At 69.2% G+C, this 17326-nt stretch carries 14 protein-coding genes; 4 read left to right on the forward strand and 10 right to left on the reverse strand.

The window, feature by feature from the left end:
• Positions 1-2: 2 nt before the first annotated feature.
• The 8 genes from SD37_RS40985 to SD37_RS41020 all read right to left on the reverse strand — a co-directional run bounded on the left by SD37_RS40985 (position 3) and on the right by SD37_RS41020 (position 11052).
• Positions 3-1268, reverse strand: coding sequence for an HAD family hydrolase (locus SD37_RS40985; RefSeq protein WP_044849636.1), 1266 nt, complete (start codon positions 1266-1268; stop codon positions 3-5).
• A 71-nt stretch (positions 1269-1339) separates the two neighbouring features.
• Positions 1340-1972, reverse strand: a complete 633-nt coding sequence (locus SD37_RS40990) for a class F sortase (RefSeq protein WP_044849635.1) — start codon at positions 1970-1972, stop codon at positions 1340-1342.
• A complete protein-coding gene (locus SD37_RS40995; protein ID WP_044849634.1) occupies positions 1969-2607 on the reverse strand; it encodes an excalibur calcium-binding domain-containing protein in 639 nt (212 codons plus the stop codon). Before SD37_RS40995 ends, SD37_RS40990 begins: the two co-directional genes overlap by 4 nt.
• Positions 2608-2740: 133 nt before the next feature.
• The gene (locus tag SD37_RS41000; RefSeq protein ID WP_044849633.1) at positions 2741-3886 is read right to left on the reverse strand and encodes a GAF domain-containing sensor histidine kinase; all 1146 of its coding nucleotides are present in this window, start codon (positions 3884-3886) and stop codon (positions 2741-2743) included.
• A 14-nt stretch (positions 3887-3900) separates the two neighbouring features.
• A complete protein-coding gene (gene cydD / locus SD37_RS41005) occupies positions 3901-7152 on the reverse strand; it encodes a thiol reductant ABC exporter subunit CydD (protein WP_083255230.1) in 3252 nt (1083 codons plus the stop codon).
• Entirely contained in the window at positions 7149-8156 is a 1008-nt protein-coding gene (gene cydB / locus SD37_RS41010) for a cytochrome d ubiquinol oxidase subunit II (protein WP_044849632.1), read from the reverse strand. The genes cydD and cydB overlap by 4 nt, the downstream gene beginning before the upstream one ends.
• 348 nt (positions 8157-8504) lie before the next feature.
• Positions 8505-10016, reverse strand: coding sequence for a cytochrome ubiquinol oxidase subunit I (locus SD37_RS41015; protein WP_044849631.1), 1512 nt, complete (start codon positions 10014-10016; stop codon positions 8505-8507).
• 82 nt (positions 10017-10098) lie between these two features.
• Positions 10099-11052 carry a S41 family peptidase gene (locus tag SD37_RS41020; protein ID WP_044849630.1) on the reverse strand — a complete coding sequence of 318 codons (954 nt, stop codon included), beginning with the start codon at positions 11050-11052 and terminating at the stop codon, positions 10099-10101.
• Between the two features lie 186 nt (positions 11053-11238).
• Between SD37_RS41020 and SD37_RS41025 the strand changes: the two genes are divergently transcribed.
• Positions 11239-11826 (forward strand): TMEM165/GDT1 family protein, encoded by a 588-nt coding sequence (locus SD37_RS41025; RefSeq protein WP_044849629.1) that lies wholly within the window; start codon positions 11239-11241, stop codon positions 11824-11826.
• A gap of 88 nt (positions 11827-11914) precedes the next feature.
• Positions 11915-12586, forward strand: a complete 672-nt coding sequence (locus SD37_RS41030; protein WP_145926863.1) for a DUF998 domain-containing protein — start codon at positions 11915-11917, stop codon at positions 12584-12586.
• Positions 12587-12590: 4 nt separating this feature from the next.
• On the opposite strand, the gene SD37_RS41035 is transcribed toward SD37_RS41030, so the two are convergent.
• A complete protein-coding gene (locus tag SD37_RS41035) occupies positions 12591-13229 on the reverse strand; it encodes an IclR family transcriptional regulator (RefSeq protein WP_044849628.1) in 639 nt (212 codons plus the stop codon).
• Entirely contained in the window at positions 13226-14080 is an 855-nt protein-coding gene (locus tag SD37_RS41040) for a hypothetical protein (RefSeq protein ID WP_162835887.1), read from the reverse strand. Before SD37_RS41040 ends, SD37_RS41035 begins: the two co-directional genes overlap by 4 nt.
• 85 nt (positions 14081-14165) lie before the next feature.
• Between SD37_RS41040 and SD37_RS41045 the strand changes: the two genes are divergently transcribed.
• Together SD37_RS41045 and SD37_RS41050 are read left to right on the forward strand one after the other, a co-directional pair.
• Positions 14166-15338 carry a homogentisate 1,2-dioxygenase gene (locus SD37_RS41045; protein WP_044849627.1) on the forward strand — a complete coding sequence of 391 codons (1173 nt, stop codon included), beginning with the start codon at positions 14166-14168 and terminating at the stop codon, positions 15336-15338.
• A gap of 161 nt (positions 15339-15499) precedes the next feature.
• Complete coding sequence (locus SD37_RS41050) at positions 15500-17317, forward strand: substrate-binding and vWA domain-containing protein (RefSeq protein ID WP_044849626.1); 1818 nt, start codon at positions 15500-15502, stop codon at positions 17315-17317.
• Positions 17318-17326: the final 9 nt, after the last annotated feature.

Below are 17326 nucleotides of genomic sequence, written 5' to 3' on the forward strand. Positions count from 1 at the left end.
GCTCAGGGGTGCACGATGTCACGCTGATCGGGGATGACCGTGCCGTCGTCGCGCAGCACCGGACCGCGGGTGCCGTCGGCGTTCTCGTACGCCGTCGTCGAGCACGGATAAGTGCGGTTCAACGCCGGGAAGGGCTCGATGAACATCGGGTTCACCGCCCATTTCCCGTCCGCGTTGTCGTAGGCGCGGCACATCAGCTCGTCCTTGTTGCGGTTGAGCGTGACGCGGACTCCGGTGGCGTCGCGCAGCATCGTGACGTCGGTGGTGGCGTCACCGCCGGCGAGCGCCTGCCGTTCGCCCGCCGGTGCCGCTTCCATCGCCTTCGGGCCGCGGATCCCGAGGATGCGTTCGTTGATGTAGCAGCGTTTGCCGTCGATGTAGGTCATGATCTCGTCGGCGCCGTCGGCGTGCCCGCCGCAGCCTTCGAGGTGCCCGTTGATCCGGCCGTCCGTGGTCTGGGAGTAGATCCCGAGCGTGCGGCTCGGCGGGATGCCGACCGCCGAGCCCCAGACGTCCGCGAACTCCTTGGGCGAGGCGGAAACGACCCACGTCGAGAAGCCCGCTTTGTTCAGCGTCGCGATCAGGTCCTTGATCTCCGGGTAATACCGGATCCAGGCGATCTGGGTGCTCGAACCGACCTTCTGGGTCGCTCCGATCGGCGCCAGCAGGGCCGCCGCCCTGGCCTGCCGGGCGATCGCGCGGACCTCGTCCGGGCGGTACCCCGCGTTGATCTGCGCGACCCAGGCGTAGGCCGCCTCCATGTACCGCCGGTTGTGTCCGGCGAAGACCTCTTCGCCATTGGTCGTCTTCGCGTTCTTCCGCACCGAAAGGAGTTCGTCGGCACAGGCGATGTTCTCGCTGGTCGGCAGCGGTTTCCCGGCCGGAGTGGCGGTACCGCACGCCTTGCCGAGCGCGTTCGCCCCGGCGTCGGTCATGTACCGGCTGGTCGTGCGCCAGTCCTTGTTCCGCGGCTGCAGGACCTTGTCGTGCCGGATCATCCAGAAGACGGTCTGATCGGAGATGTCGTTCTTGACGACCGTGTTGTCCCAGTCGAACACCGCCACCGGGCGCTCGCCGTGCTTCCCGCCGCAGCGGCCGCGTTCGTCGATGACCTTCTGGATCTTCGCGGCGTTGTCGCCGTACCAGTGATCGGCCAGCCGCAGCTGCGGGCACCGCGCCCCGGTCGCGGCCGCCGGCGCGGCGGGCACCAGTACCGGAAGGGCCGCCACAGCGGCCGCGACGGCGACGGCTCGCAGGAACCTCGGCATGTCATCTCCCCACGTCTCACCGGTGTCGTGAGTGGTAATGACGGTTCTAACCGTCATTACCACTCACGAGGCTAAGCGCGGGTCAGTCTCGCATAAGCGATCACGTTGTCGAGGTAGTTGCCGGTCGAGGAGTCGAAGTCCCCGCCGCAGGTGATCAGGCGCAGTTCCGGCCCGGTCGTGTCGCCGTAGACCTTCTCCGTCGGGAAGGACACCTTCGGATGCCGCTCCACGGCGTACACGGTGAACACCGCCGTGACCCCGTCCCGGCGATGGACGACGGCCTCGTCACCGGCCTTCAGATCCTTGAGCCGGACGAAAACACCGGGCACCTTCTTGTAGTCGACGTGCCCCGCGAGTACGGCGGGACCGACCTCGCCGGGAGCCGGACCGCCGGTGAACCAGCCGGTGGTGATCGCGTCGCGCGGGACCTGCAGGCTGCCGTCACCGGACAGGCCGAGGTCGACGATCTCGCCGGTGCGGACGCCGATCGCGGGGATTTCGAGTGTCGCCGGTTTCGCGTGCCCGAGCGGAGCGGGTTCGACGGCCGACGAGGCCACCGAAGCCACGGTGGTGGGTTGCGCCGGTGAGGCGACCCTGCCCGCCGAGGGAGTGGCGCAGGCGGTCAGCGCGGCCGCTAGCACCACCCCGATGAAAGTGCCGATGACCAGCGGAAACGGCCACCGGCGCCAGGAAGCTGGGATCATCGCTCGGCACGCCGCCGGAGGACGACGGTGGCACCCGCGGCCGTCGCGGTCAGCAGGACCGTGCCTGCCAGCGCGACCGCGCCGATCTCCAGGAGTCCACCGTTGACTTCAGTGGCCTCGCCGCCGCCGGTCGCGACGCCACCGGCCGGCTTGACCTTCACCTGACCGGACCGCGACGGCTCGCCGAAGCGGGACTCGCAGGCGTACCCGTCGTGGTCACCGTCGAGTTTGTTCGGGTCACTCGGGTCCCTCTTGAGCTCGGCCTGCGCCGAGGCCTGACTGGGGAAATCGTCGCAATCCTTGTCGGCGGATTTCGCACTGCTGGGCACCGGTTTCGTTTCCGTGGTGATGGGCGGAAGGGTCGGCAGGGTCGGGGTGATCGTTTTCGTCGGCGATGTTCCACGCTTCGGCAGCGTTTCGCACGCGATTCCGTCCTTGTCGCGGTCGAGACCGTTCGGATCGGATCGGTCTTTGTCCAGCACGGCCTGAGCGTCTTCCTGGAACGCGAAGTCGGCGCAGTCCAGATCGGCGATCGCGGGCGCTTCGGTCAGCGCGAACGCGATGGAAACGGGCCCGAACAAGGAGAATCCGGCGAGGAACACGGCCGTGCCGAGGGCGCGACGAACCGAGGACATGGGGAGTCCTTTCGATGGGAATTCGCGCTCGGAGCGCGTTCGATGCACTGGTAATCGCGCACCGGGCGCCACTGTTACGGATTAATCGGAAAACACGAATAGTCACTCGATCGAGCGACAAATACCGTTAATTTCACACAGTTTGGTCGAGTGGAACGTCGAAAGCGACCAGAGTCCCCAAACTCGGCGACGAATTGATCGAAAACCGTCCACCGGAGGTCGTCGCGCGTTCGTCGAGATGCCGGAGGCCGCGTTTGGCGACGCCCTGCGGCACGCCGGAGCCGTTGTCCCGCACGCGGAGTTTGACGCCCTCGGCGTCGCGGCTGAGCGTCACGCGGGTCTCACTCGCCCCGGAATGCCTGACCACATTGGACAGTGCTTCGCGCAGAGCGGCGCGGATGTGGTCCGCCTGCTCGGCGGGGATGTCGGCCAGTTCTCCCGAGAGTTCGAGGGTCGGCGGGTAACCGAGCAGCTCACCCGCGATGCGCACCTCGCCCCGCGCGGACTCGGCGAGGTCGGTGGCGACGACCTTCTCGTTCGCGGGTTCCGGGCTGCGCAACGCGCGCACGGTGCCGCGGATCTCCTCGATGGTCTGGTCGAGCTGATCGATCGCCTCGGACAGCCGCGCGCCGTCGGCCTGCGCGAACCGCTTCCGCATGTTCTTGCGCACGCGGTCGAGCTGCATGCCCGCGCCGTAGAGCCGTTGCACGATGACGTCGTGCAGTTCGCGCGCGATGCGTTCGCGCTCCTGGTAAAGCGTCACGCGGTGACGGGCGTTGGCGCCTTCGGCGAGCGCGAGGACCACGCCCGCTTGGGCCGCGAAGGCGGTGAGAACCTCGACCGTGCTGGCCGAGAACGGCGCTCCGCCATGGCGTCGGTACACGGTCAGCGCGCCGAGGACGCGCCCGCCGGCACCGAACGCCGACGCGGCGAAAGGACCGAAGCCCTGCAACTCCGGCGGCACGAAGGGTGCTGTGCGGGGATCGACGGTGAAATCCTCGCTGACCACCGGTTCACCGCCGCGGGCGACCTGGCCGGCCGCGGAATCGGCGGAAAAGGCCAGGCCCCGCAGTCCTTGCGTGGTCGCTCCGTGCGCGGCCTCGGCGACCACCTGGCCGTCGTCCGCGCGCACCATGACGAGACCGAGGTCGGCCTCGGCCAGTTCGACGGCGCGGGCCACCACCGTCTCCAGCACGTCGCCCGGGTCTTCGCCGGACAAGGCGGTGCCGGTGATCTCGGTGGCGGCGGACAGGGCGCGCGCGGCAAGTGTGGGATCCATGAGCGCTATCGACATTAGCCCGCTCCGGCCCGTGTGCGCGCTGTGACGCGACCCTCTCGTACCTCCAGCACCACATCGGCGCCTTCGGCCTCGGCGGCGTTGTGCGTGACGTGGACGACGGTCTTTCCCGTCAGAGCCTCGGCCAGGCGTTCGCGGACCGTGCGTGCGGTGGGTTCGTCGAGGTGCGCGGTCGGTTCGTCGAGCAGGACCAGGTCCGCTTGGGCGGCGCCGAGCATGGCGCGCGCCAACGCGAGCCGCTGCGCCTGCCCGCCCGAGAGCCCGGCGCCCGCGCTGTCCAGCATGGTGGTGAGCCCGACGTCCTCAAGAACCGCCTGGTACAAGGCTTTCCGCAGGTCGGCCTCGGACGCCGTCGGCTTGGCGAGCCGCAGGTTCTCGGCGACCGTGGTCGAGACGAGCATCGGTTCTTGCGGCGCCCAGACGACGTTCGCGGGAGCGGCGACGTCGCCCTTGATCGGCTTGAGGAAACCGAGCAGGGCGGCGACGAGGGTCGACTTGCCCGCGCCGCTGGGGCCGATGACGGCCACGTGGGTGCCGGGGGCGATGTCGAGGTCGACCCCGGTGAGGACGGGGCGCTCGGTGCCGGGCCAGGCGAGGTCGGCGTCGCGGATCCGCACTCCGCCGGTGCCAGGAAAGGCTCTTTCCTTGCGAAATTTGCAAGGAAAGGACCTTTCATTGCACGCGGCGAGGCGCAACCGGGCCTGTCGCAGGGTGTCCCAGTGCTGCGCGGCGGGCGGCAGCAGGGAGAGCACCTCCGCCAGCGCGAGCGGGACCAGGGCGACGACCGGCGCGAGGACCGGGTCCAGCGCGCCGGCGGCGACGGCGGTCAAGGCGAACCCGGCGCTCACGACGGTGGCCACACCCGTCGCCAGGATGATCAGCGCGTCGGCCGCACCGGCGCCGAAGGCCTGCCTCCTCGCTTCGGCGGTCAACGCGGCGTCGGTCGTGGCGATACGGCGACGACGCTCTTTGTCGACTCCGAACGCGATCAGCTCGGCGGCGGCTTCGAACAGGCTCAGCACCTGCGCCGACACCGAACGTCGTCCGGTGGCCAGCGCGGCGGTCGCGCGGCGTTCCGCCCGGAGCGCGAGCAGCGGCGCGAACGCGCTCACCAGTACGGCCGCGGCCAGGGTGAGCCCGGCTTCGGGCAGCACGACGGTCTGCACCGCGACGGCGCCCACGGCCACCAAGCTGACGACGACCAGCGGCGTGATCACGCGGGGAAGGAGGTCGCGCACGGTGTCGATGTCCCCGACCAGCCGCCGCTGTTCCGAACCGGCGCGAAGCGCACGCGCCGGCCCGAGGCGGACCAGCGACTCCCACAGCCGGACTCGCAGCCGTCCGGCGATCCGGAACGCGGCGTCGTGGGTGACCAGCCGTTCGAGGTAGCGCAGCCCCGCGCGGCCGAGGCCGAAGGTCCGCACACCGACGATCATCACGGTCAGGGTCAGGATCGGCGGCTGCTGTGACGCCTTCGCGATCAGCCAGCCCGAGAGCGCGGCCAACGCGACACCGGCGAGCAAGGCGGCCGCGCCGAGCAGAGCGCCGCCGAAGAACCTGGGGTGGACCAGTTCGCGCCACGGCACCGGCCGGGCGGCCGGTTCCTCGGCCGCGGTGCCGACATCCACCACGGTCATGGTCGACATGTCGACACCGGACGGGCGTTCGTGCGCGGCGATGAGCGCGGCGGCACCGTTGTCGACGGCGTGAGCGACGGCGGCCATGACGAGTCCGGCGTTGACCTCGTCGAGGTGGGCGGTGGGCTCGTCGAGCAGGAGCAGCCACGCGCCCGCCCGGACCCGCACCAACGCCCGCGCCACCGCGACCCGCTGGCGTTGTCCTTGCGACAGCTTCGAAACCGGGCGTTCGGCCAGGCCGGTCAGCCCGAGTTCGCCGAGGATGTCGTCAGCGCCGACCTCCTCGCGGACCGTGCCCCCGCCGAACACCGGCGACTGCGGCACCCAGGCGACGTTCTCGCGCCAGCGATCGAGATCGGTGTCGGCGAGGTCGGTTCCGGCGACGGTGATCGTGCCGTCATGGGCTTGCACGAAGCCGAGCAGTACGGCCAGCGTCGTCGACTTGCCGCCACCGCTGGGCGCGCGCAGCCAGGTCAGCCCGCCGGGCCGGACGCTGAACGTCTCACCGTCGGGCGCGAACCCCTCCCGGCGCGCGACACGCAGTCCTTCCACGTGGACCGGGCCCTTCGCCGGTGTCGCGGAACCCTGTGGCGGCAAGGGTTCCGCGAGCACGCCCGCGACGCGGCGCACGGCCTCGACGCCGTCCTCGCTGGCGTGGAACGCGGCGCCGACCGCGCGCAGCGGCTGATAGCACTCCGGCGCGAGGATCAGGACGCCGAGCCCGATGGCCAGCGGCAGTTCACCGGCGACCAGCCGGACACCGATGACGACCGCGACCAGCGCGACCGAAAGCGTCGCGATCAGTTCCAGCGCGAACGCCGACGCGAACGCGACCTTCAGGGTTTTGAGTGTCGTCCGGCGATGACGTTCGGAGATCTTCCGGACCGTCTCTGCCTGCGCCTCGGCGCGGCGGAACGCGCTGAGGACCGGCAGCGCGCGAACGAGTTCCAGGAGATGCCCCGACAACCGCTGTTCGGCGTCGGCCGCGTCGGCGACGCGCTCGGCGGTGTGCTTGCCGATGAGGATGGCGAACACCGGCACCAGCGGGACGGTGATCGCGATGAGCGCGGCCGACGGCCAGTCGGCGTACAGGATCGCGGCGCCGGCGGCGAGCGGCACGATCGCGGCGGTGACCAGCGCCGGGAGGTACTGGGTGAAGTAGGCGTCGAGCGCGTCGAGTCCCTTGGTGGTCAACGACGTCAGCTCGCCGTGACCGCGGCGGGCGATCCATTCCGGGCCGAGTCTCAAGGCATGGTCAAGGGCCTTGGCGCGCAGTTCCTCCTTCGCGCGGGCGGCCGCGCGGGCGGCGACAACCCGCACCGCCCAGCCGGTCACCGCGCGCCCCGCGACGAGCGCGAGCAGTACGGCGAGCTGGGCGGTGCGGTCCCCTGGCGCTCCGCGGACCACCGCGGAAAGGACGTCGGCCAGCAGGAACGCTTGCCCCACCAGCAGAACGGCGTTGACGAAGGACAGTAGCCCGCTGAGGATCAACGCCCGGCGCGCCGCCGCCGAAAGCGGGGCGAGCGCGCCGAGCGGACCCTTTCCCGGTCGCGCTGGGTCCATTGTGGACTCCGTGGCGGAAAGGGTTTCGCGGCCGGGAAGTTCGGTCATGGTGCGTGCACCGGTGGGATGTGCCGGGTGCCGATGCGCTTGCGGAACACCCAGTACGTCCAGCCCTGGTAGATCAGCACCGCGGGGGCGCCGAACAGCGCGACCCAGGTCATCACGGTCAGGGTGTACGGGCTCGATGCCTCACCGGCGATGGTCAGCGTGTTCGCCGGGTCCGAAGTGGACGGAAGGACGTCCGGGTACAGCGCGACGAAGAGCGCGACCGCCGAGGCGGCGATGACCCCGCCCAGCGCGGCGAACGCCTGGCCTTCCCTGCCCTCGCGGATCCGGAACCAGGCGACGGCCGCGGCGATCACGGCGACCCCGATGAGGAGCAGCGTCCACAGGTCGCCCGAACGCAGTTGCACGACGATGAGGAACGCGAGCAGCGGCAGCAGCGCGACCGGGAGCAGCCGTGTCGCCAGGTTCCGGGCCCGGTGGCGGAGGTCGCCTTCGGTTTTGAGCGCGAGGAACGCGGCGCCGTGGACCAGCGAGAATCCGACGACCGCGACCGCGCCGAGCAGCGTTTCGAAGCGGACGGCGGCGAACGCGCCGCCCGCGCGGTCGCCGTCGGCGTCGAGCGGGAGGCCGAGGACGGTGGTCGCGAGGAGCAGGCCGACGCCGAACGGCGGGATCCACGAGCCGAGACCGATCACCCGGTCCCAGTTGCGCCGCCAGCGGTCGGAGTCGACCTTGCCGCGGTATTCGAACGCGACGCCGCGGCCGATGAGAGCGAGCAGGACCACCAGGAGCGGCAGGTACGCGGCCGAGAACAGCGACGCGTACCAGCCGGGGAACGCCGCGAACATCGCGCCGCCCGCGACGATCAGCCAGACCTCGTTGCCGTCCCAGACCGGGCCGATCGTGTTGACCATGACGCGGCGCTCGGTGTTGTCCTTCGCGAGGACCGGCATGAGCATGCCGACGCCGAAGTCGAAGCCTTCGAGGAAGAGGTAGCCGAGCCAGAAGAGCGCGATGACGCAGAACCAGATCGTTTCGAGGGTCATCGGATGCTCCTGCTTGCTTCGTTCACTCCGGTCGCTTCGGTGACTTGGGTCGCTTGGGGGAGGTGAAGGACGCTTTCCCCGCATGCGACGCGGTCAAGGGAGCCTTCGCTGCATGAGATGCGGCGAAGGGCCCCTTCAGCCCGCCGCCCCGCACCATGCCCGGCCCGTACCACGAACCCCCGACCGAACCGGCCTCTCAAGCCCCCGTAGCCCTGAGTTATCCACAATCGCTCAAGTTGTCCACAGATTGGCTGTGGGTAACCCGCCTGAGCGATCCCCCCGATACGCTGGGTGCGGGGCCGTCCCCCGGGAAGGGCGGGGGGCTGGGTAGGTGACGTCAAGAGCGGATCAGTAGGCGAAGGCGAGTGCTTCGTCATCGCTGTCACCGCCTTCCGAGTCGCCGTTCTTGCTGGTCGAGGCCGGTTTTTGCGGCGGCATGACGGCGTCGACGCCACCGCGCACGTACTTGCGCATCAGGAAGACCTCGACGACGCCGAGGACCGCGTAGACAGTCGTCAAAGCGATCAGCGACGTCCACACCTCGCCTGTGGACAACTTCGACACCGCGTTGGCGGTGAACATCCACACCCCGTCGACACCGGTCGGATTCGGCACCACCACGAACGGCTGACGCCCCATCTCGGTGAAGATCCAGCCGGCGCTGTTGCCGATGAACGGCGTCGCGATGCCGCCGAGCACGAGCCACGGGAACCACCGCTGCCCGGGAATCCGCCCCCGCCGGGTCAGCCACAGCGCGAGCAGCCCGATCCCCGCCGAAATCGCGCCGAACCCGATCATCGCGCGGAAACCCCAGTAGGTCACCGGAAGGCTGGGCACGTAGTCGATCGGCTTGCCCGCGAGCGAGCCGAGCTGCGGATCGTCCGGGTAGTTCGTCCCGTATTTCGCCTGGTACTCGGTCACCAGGTTCTCCACGCCCTTGACCTCGGTCGAGAAGTCGTTGTGCGCCAGGAACGAGAGCAACGCGGGCACGGTGAACGTCTTGACGTCCTCGCAGTTCGCGTTCCGGACGTCGCCGATCGCGATGATCGAGAAGCTCGCCGGTTTCTCCGTGTGGCACAACGCTTCCGCCGACGCCATCTTCATCGGCTGCTGCTCGAACATCAGCTTGCCCTGCACGTCGCCGGTGATCCCCAGCACCGCGAACGCCACCACGCCGACCCAGCCGCCGAGGCGCACCGACGAACGCCACACCGCGCGGTGCTCGTCGTCCTCCGAACGCTTGCGCCACAACTGCCAGCCTGCCACCCCGACCAGGAACGCCGCCGCCACCGAGAAAGCACCCGCGATCGTGTGCGGGATCGCGGCCAGCGCGGTGTTGTTCGTCAGCACCGCCCAGATCGAGTTCATCGTCGGCTTCCCGTCGACGAACTCGACCCCGACCGGATGCTGCATCCACGAGTTCGCGGCCAGGATGAAGTACGCCGACGCCACGGTCGCCAGGGAGTAGGCCCAGGCACACGCCAGGTGGACCTTCTTCGGCAGCTTGTCCCAGCCGAAGATCCACAGCCCCAGGAAGGTCGACTCGACGAAGAACGCGACGAGCCCTTCCATCGCCAGCGGCGCACCGAAGACGTCACCGACGAACCGTGAGTAAGCGCTCCAGTTCATCCCGAACTGGAACTCCTGCACGATGCCGGTGACCACGCCCATCGCGAAGTTGACCAGCAGGAGTTTCCCCCAGAACTTGGTCATCTTCAGATAGCGCGGGTCACCCGTGCGCACCCACGCCGTCTGCATCCCGGCGACCAGGACCGAAAGCCCGATGGTCAGCGGGACCATCAGGAAGTGATAGACGGTGGTTATGCCGAACTGCCACCGAGCGAGATCGAGAACCTCCACGCCTCAAGCCTGCTCAACGCCCGATGAACCCGCCAGTTCAAGTGGTCCTGATCTCGCCGGGACGTAGGTCCCGCGCCCGTTGTCAGCCGAGACCCGCGAGAGCGAGACGCGCCTCGTCGGCGATCTGCCGTCGCACCCCCGAATCCCCCAGCGTCAGCACATGGTCCAGCGCCAACGCGTACGCCGTGTCGAAAGCGGCCTCGACGTCGACGGCGATGTCGGGCCGGACGCCGACGCCTTCCCAGTTGGTCCCCGTGACCGGGTTCACCGCCCGTCCACCCGGGACGGTCACATCCAAATGGGTGTCCACTTTGTACTGCCGGCGCGGGTTCGCGCCGCCGCCGGTGACCGCGCCGACCGTCTTCGCCCGCCCCAGTTGCTGCAGCGAGTAGCTCAGGTCCTCGGCCCCGGAGAACGTCGTCGGGCCGGTCAGCACCCACACCGGCTTGTCGGGGCCGAACTTCCGGCCCGGCACGTACGGCAGCGTCCAGAACTGGTTCGTCACGTCGCCGTCGCGCAGATAGATGCTGTTGTAGTGCACCGGCTCGGCGACCAGGTAGCTGATCAGCAGCGCGACCGCCGACGGGTCGCCACCCCGGTTCTCCCGGACGTCGAGGAGCAGCGCGTCGGTAGTGGCGAGCAGCGTCATCGCGGCGGACAGCGCCTCACCCGCGATGCCGGGACCGTAGAGCAGCTTGGTCTCCAGGTAGCCGACGTTCCCGGCCAGCCGCCGCGCCGAGGTGATGCCGTGGCCGTTCAGTTCCGCCTCGCGCCGGAACTCCTCGGGGTCGAACGACTCCCCGTCCACCTCGGGCAACGGGTCGACATGGTGCCGTAGCCGCAGATGCTTGTCCCCGTTGACCGACTGCAGGTCCTCCGTCACCGCCACGGCGAACGCTTGATCGTCGAGCCCCGCGTACGCGCCGTCACCCAGCCTCGCCTGCAGGAGCACGGCCAGCTTCTCGGCGATGTCGGGGAACACGTAGTGGTCCCGCAGGCGCCTGCACACGTCGTCGATCCGCGCTCTCTCGTCCATGATCGAACGCTACCAGTGGAGCCTGAAAAAAGAATTCGGTTTGCCGAAAACTCCTTTCCGTCCCGCCACGAAATACAATTCGCCCGCACCAGCCACACGATTCGGAAAAGCCATCAGCTTGCCCTTTCCTGAATCACCCCTTTATCGTTGCAGTGAAAGGGGTGGAGAATCATCATGTCAAGCTCGATGCTGGCGCTCATCAGCGCGTTCGGCCTGGTACTGGCCGTGGAGCTACCGGACAAGACCCTCGTCGCCACCTTGGTTCTCACCACCCGTTTCCGCGCGTGGCCGGTATTCGTCGGCGTCACCGCCGCATTCGCCGTGCAATCCGCGATCGCCGCCGTCTTCGGCAGTGTGCTCACTTTGCTGCCGGAGACACTGGTGACCGCGATCGTCGCCGCGATGTTCGGTATCGGCGCGTACATGCTCCTTCGCGAAGGGTTCAGTCCCGGCAAGGACGGCGGAGAGGACGCGTCGCGGTCCGGGCCGAGCCCGGCGACCTTCTTCCGCTCCGCGCTGACCTCGTTCGGCGTGCTGTTCGCCGCCGAGTGGGGCGACGCCTCACAGCTCGCGACAGCCAGCCTCACGGCCCGCTTCGGCAACCCGTTCGCGGTCGCGCTCGGCTCCTTCGTCGCGCTGGTCGCCGTCGCCGGCCTCGCCGTCTTCATCGGCGCGAAGGTCCGGAGCCGCATCCGCCCGAAGCTCATCCAGCGTGTGGCGGGCTTCGTCTTCGCCGGTTTCTCGCTGTTCGCGCTGAGCCAGCTCGCCTTCTGAGGCGCACGGGGTTTTCACAGGTTCGCCGGGTAACCTTTCGGGAACGAAAAGGTGAACACCCACCCCGACGTGCCTGGAGAAACCGGTCGTGACCTCGCCCAAGATCCTCACGGCCCGTGCCGTCTCCCCCGTGCACGGCAGGCTCGCGATCTTCGGCATGGCCGTCGCCGTCGCCATCTCGATCGATCTGCACCTGCGGCTGTCCAGCCAGGTCAGCCCGATCTGGCAGACGCTGTCCGAATACGTCTACGGCTACCTTTCCCCCGGTTCGACGGCGGCTCCGCTGTTCGGCGCGATGTGCCTGGCGCTGGGCTTCGGTTCGCTCGCCCTGCTCGGCGGCATCGCGAAGGCGCACCGCACCGGTTACCGGTCCGTCCTCGTCCTGCTCGGTGTGTGGTGCGCCGGGCTGTTCGTCCTCGCGCTCGTCCCCGTCGACCCGGAGGGCCAGGCCCGCTCACTGGCCGGGCAGATCCACAACTACGCGGCGCTGACGGCGTTCCTCGCGCTCCCCGCCGCGGCCTGGGTGCTGACCCGTCCCGGCCGGGCACGCTGCCCGTGGGAGCCGCGGCGCACAACGATCCGGCGGCTTTCGGTGGCCAGTTTCGCGGCCGTGGTGATCGTGCTCGGCGGATTCGTCTGGACGATGCTCACCGGCCCCTCGCACCAGGAGGTCACGCTCGGCCTGTTCGAGCGGCTCCTGTTCGCGGTCGATCTCACCTTGCTGGGGACCATGGTGCGCCCGCTGCTCAGCCACCGCTGAGCGGCTACTCGGGCTGCTTCAGCACCGCGGCCAGCCGGACGGCGGCCGCGACGACCGCCGGACCCACCACAGCGGCGTCCAGCGGCTCCAGGGACACGACGCCGAGGCTGGCGCGCAGTCCCGGTACCCCGCGCACGGGCGCGGCCACCCCGGAAGCCCCCGCCTCCAGTTCGCCGGTCGAGGTCACCCAGCCGTCGCCACCAGGGCGCAGCGTCATCGCCTTGCCCGCCGCACCGGCGGACAGCGGATGCCGGGTGCCGACGCGGTAGGCCACGTGGAAGCTCGTCCACGAGGGCTCGACGACGGCGACGGCCTGCGCCTGATCGCCCTGCGCGACCGACAGATGCGCCGTCGCGCCGACCTTCTCCGCCAGTTCGCGCAGGACCGGCCTGGCGGCCTCGCGCAGCTGCGGGAGGACCTGCCCGGCGAGCCGGAGCAGGCCGACACCCAGCCGCACCTTGTTGCCGTCGCGCCACACCAGGCCACGTTCGGACAGCGGGACCAGCAGCCGGTAGACCGCGGCCCGGCTGGCGCCGATGACGACGGCGAGTTCGGAGATCGTCGCCGCCTCACCACCGGCGTCCGCCACGGCCTGCAGCAGCGCCAGCCCTCTGTCCAGGGTCAGCGACCCTTCGCGCGTCACAAGAGGCCGAGTTCCCCGAGGTCGGCGACGGGCTCGTCGAACGAAGCCGCCGCGTAGGAAGCGAAGAGTCCGCGAACTGCCTTCGCGGCCGGCTCCGACATCCCCTTGGCCTCGGCCGCCAGCGCGGCGCCGTCGGTCGATTCGAGCGCGGCGCGCACGTCCCCGCCCGAAAGGCAGCGCGCGGACGCCACGATCAGGTTCAGGAACCCGTGGTGGATGAAGCCGCTGGTCTCGTCGGTGTGCCGGACGGCCCGGTGGAGGCTGTTCGTCGCCTTGAACGACGCCCCCGTCTCGGCGCTGACCACCGACAGGAAGTCGGCGACCTCGTCGACGCTCGGGAAGTTCTCGCCCGCCTGGCCGCCGCACCGGATCTTCGGCCAGCTGCCGTGCTCGATCACCTTCCGCACGCCGTCCAGCCAGCCGACGCCGCGCCGCGGCTCGACCACCCGGATGACGTCTTCCGGCACGAATTCGGAGACGCGCTCCAGCCAGACCTCGTCGACGTCCGACGGCGCCGGCATCTCCACCATCCGCAGCGCGAGGATCTCGCTGCGCGATTCGACGATCGAGATGGCCTTCGGGACGCCGCCGAGACCGGTGTCGATGATCAGCGACAGCGGCAGCGGTTCCTTCGGTTTGATCTTGATGAGTTCGGTGATGAGCTCGGGCAGCCGCGACGCCTGGCACAGGAACACACCGAGGACGCCGGAGTGCTCACCGGACCTCGACGCGAAGTGCGCACGCAGCGCTTCGGGCATGGACGCCTCGCCGGGCGGGAACAACGCCGAGTCGTCGACGAGCCGCGCGAACAGGGGAGGGATTCCTCGGGGGCCGGGTGGCGTGAGTTCCACAGCGCTTGACACGACTGACACGCTAGTAGCGTACGACATCAGGACAAAATCGTTCGCACAACGGACACGTTCCGGGGAGATTCCGATGCCTTACTACCGGCAGGTAGGCGAGATCCCGCACAAGCGCCACACGGCGTTCCGCAAGCCCGATGGGGGCCTGTACGCCGAGGAACTGATGGGCGTCGAGGGCTTCTCGGCGGACTCCGCCCTGCTGTACCACCGCGGCCTGCCCACCGCGATCGTCGACGCCGTCGCGATCGAGGACGACCGCGGGCCGATCACCCCGAACCACCCGCTCAAACCCCGCGCGTTCAAGACCCACGACCTCAAGTTCGGCGACGCGGACGCGGTCACCGACCGGCGGCGGCTGTTCGGCAACGCCGACGTCACCATCGGCTTCGTCCACGCGACCCGGCCGTCGCCGCTGTACCGCAACGCGGCCGGTGACGAACTCTTCTACTGCCAGGGCGGCGGCGCGACCGTCGAGACGATCTACGGCACGCTCGAGATCGGCGACGGGGATTACCTGGTCATCCCGACGTCGTGCACCTACCGCGTGCTCCCGCACGACGACGGGGTCAAGCTGCTGACCATCGAGGCGCGCGGGCACATCGGGCCGCCGAAGCGGTATCTGTCGGCGAAGGGCCAGTTCCTGGAGCACTCGCCGTACTGCGAACGCGACATCCGCGGCCCGTCCGAGCCGCTGGTCGTCGACGGCACCGACGTCGAGGTCCTCGTGCGGCACCGCGCCGGGCTGACGCGCTACACCTACGCGACCCACCCGTTCGACGTCGTCGGCTGGGACGGCTGCCTGTACCCATGGGTGTTCAACATCGACGACTTCGAGCCGATCACCGGCCGCGTGCACCAGCCGCCACCCGTGCACCAGACGTTCGAAGGCCCCAACTTCGTGGTCTGCTCGTTCTGCCCGCGCAAGGTCGACTACCACCCCGAGTCGATCCCGGTGCCGTACAACCACGCGAACGTCGATTCCGACGAGCTGATGTTCTACGTCCGCGGGAACTACGAGGCGCGCAAGGGTTCCGGGATCGAGGTCGGCTCGCTTTCGCTGCACCCGTCCGGCTTCACCCACGGCCCGCAGCCGGGGGCGGCGGAGGCGTCGATCGGTGCCCAGTTCTTCGACGAGACCGCGGTCATGGTGGACACCTTCGCGCCGCTGGACCTCGGCGAAGCGGCCGACGCTTCGGAGGACCACGGTTACGCCTGGACCTGGTCCGGCCGGGGTCCCGGCGCTTAGCGACCCCTGCGTTTAGTCCTCTGAATGCGATTTACGCATTCAGAGGACTAAACGCGATCGTGGCGGGATAAGTACCGCCACGGCCGCAACGGTTCGGCAACGCCAAGCCCGGCAAGGCGAAACCTCCGGATAATCGGTGTTCCCACCGCTGGAGGTCCTCCATGGTCGTGAACCCCGGTCAATCCCGAGGCGGCCGCAAGGTCCTGGCGTTCGCCGCCGCGGCGGTGGTCGCGATCGGGCTGATCATCGGGCTGCGGGCGCTCACCAGCGACTCCGGCGAGGACGCCGTGGAAGCGAAGTGCACGACCGGCGACGCGGTGAAGCTGCAGGTGTCGTCCTCGCCGGAGAAGGCGGGCGTGGTCACCGAGATCGCGAAGGGCTACAGCGGCCGTACGGTGGCCGGACGCTGCGTCGACGTGCTCGTGCAGTCCAAGTCCTCCGGTACGGCGATGCAGGCGCTGTCCCGCGGCTGGAACGAGGCGGTGGACGGCCCGCGGCCGGACGTCTGGACGCCCGCCGCGTCGGGCTGGGTGAACCTGTTGCGCCAGAACCTCACCGGCACCGACCATCCCGCGCTGGTGCCCGAAGGCGACCCGCAATCGGTCGCGAACGCGCCACTGGTCGTCGCCATGCCGAAGCCGATGGCCGAAGCGCTCGGCTGGCCGGGCAAGGGCATCGGCTGGAAGGATCTCGCCGCGCTCGCCACCGATCCGCAGGGCTGGGCGAAGTACGGGCATCCGGAATGGGGCAGGTTCCGGCTGGGCAAGACGAATCCGAACATCTCGACGTCCGGGCTGAACGCCACGATCGGCGCCTACTACGCGGCGACGGGCACCTCTTCGGACCTCACCGCGAACGCGCTCGCGAAGCCGGAGGCGCGGACGTTCGTGCAGAACGTCGAGCAGGCCATCGTCCACTACGGCGACAACACCCTGACGTTCCTGACGAACCTGCAGAAGGCCGACGACCGCGGCGCCGCGTTGTCCTACATCTCGGCGGTGACGGTCGAGGAGAACTCGCTCGTCGGCTACAACCAGGGCAATCCCACCAACGATCCGGCGAAACGCGGGCAGCACGCGCCGCCGAAGGTGCCGCTCGTCGGGATCTACCCGAGCGACGGCACGCTCAACTCCGACCATCCGTTCACCGTGCTGAACTGGGCCGACGACCTCCACAAGCAGGTCGCCGCGGACTTCCTCGCGCATCTTCGCGACGCCGACGCCCAGCGGAAGTTCAGCGACATCGGCTTCCGGACGTTCGACGGGAAGCCCGGTTCGCAGACCACTTCGGACAACGGGGCCCAGCCCGACGTGAAGCTCAACCTGATCCGGCCGCCGAGTCCGCCGGTGCTGGTCGAGGTCCTCAAGTCCTGGAAGGACCTGCGGAAGAAGGCGAACGTGCTCTTGGTCGTCGACGTCTCCGGTTCGATGGGCGAGGCCGTCAGCGGGACCGGCAAGAACAAGATGGACCTCGCGAAGCAGGCGGCCGTGGCGTCGTTGCCGCAGTTCAGCGACGCGGACAAGGTCGGGCTGTGGATGTTCTCGACGAAACTGAACGGCGACAAGGACTACTTCGAACTCCGGCCGGTGTCGCCGATCGGCGGTGAGCCGGGCAGGCAGGAACTGGCGTCGCGGCTCAACGGGTTGACCCCGCAGAACGGGACGGGGCTCTACGACTCGTCGCTCGCGGCCTACGAGTTCATGAAGCAGCGGCTGGATCCCAACGCGATCAACGCCGTCGTCGTGCTCACCGACGGCCGGAACGAGGATCCGGGCGGGATCGATCTGCCGAACCTCGTCGGGCAGTTGCGGACCGAGGGTGGCGGTGAGGCGGTGCGGTTGTTCACCATCGCCTACGGCTCCGACGCGGATTTGGACGTGCTCAAGGAGATCGCCGAGACGACACAGGGCGTGGGATACGACTCGTCCAAACCGGACTCGATCGACCAGGTCTTCACCGCCGTGATCTCGAATTTCTGAGATCCTCGG

It is taken from the genome of Amycolatopsis orientalis (assembly GCF_000943515.2).
Classification (GTDB): Bacteria; Actinomycetota; Actinomycetes; order Mycobacteriales; family Pseudonocardiaceae; genus Amycolatopsis; species Amycolatopsis orientalis.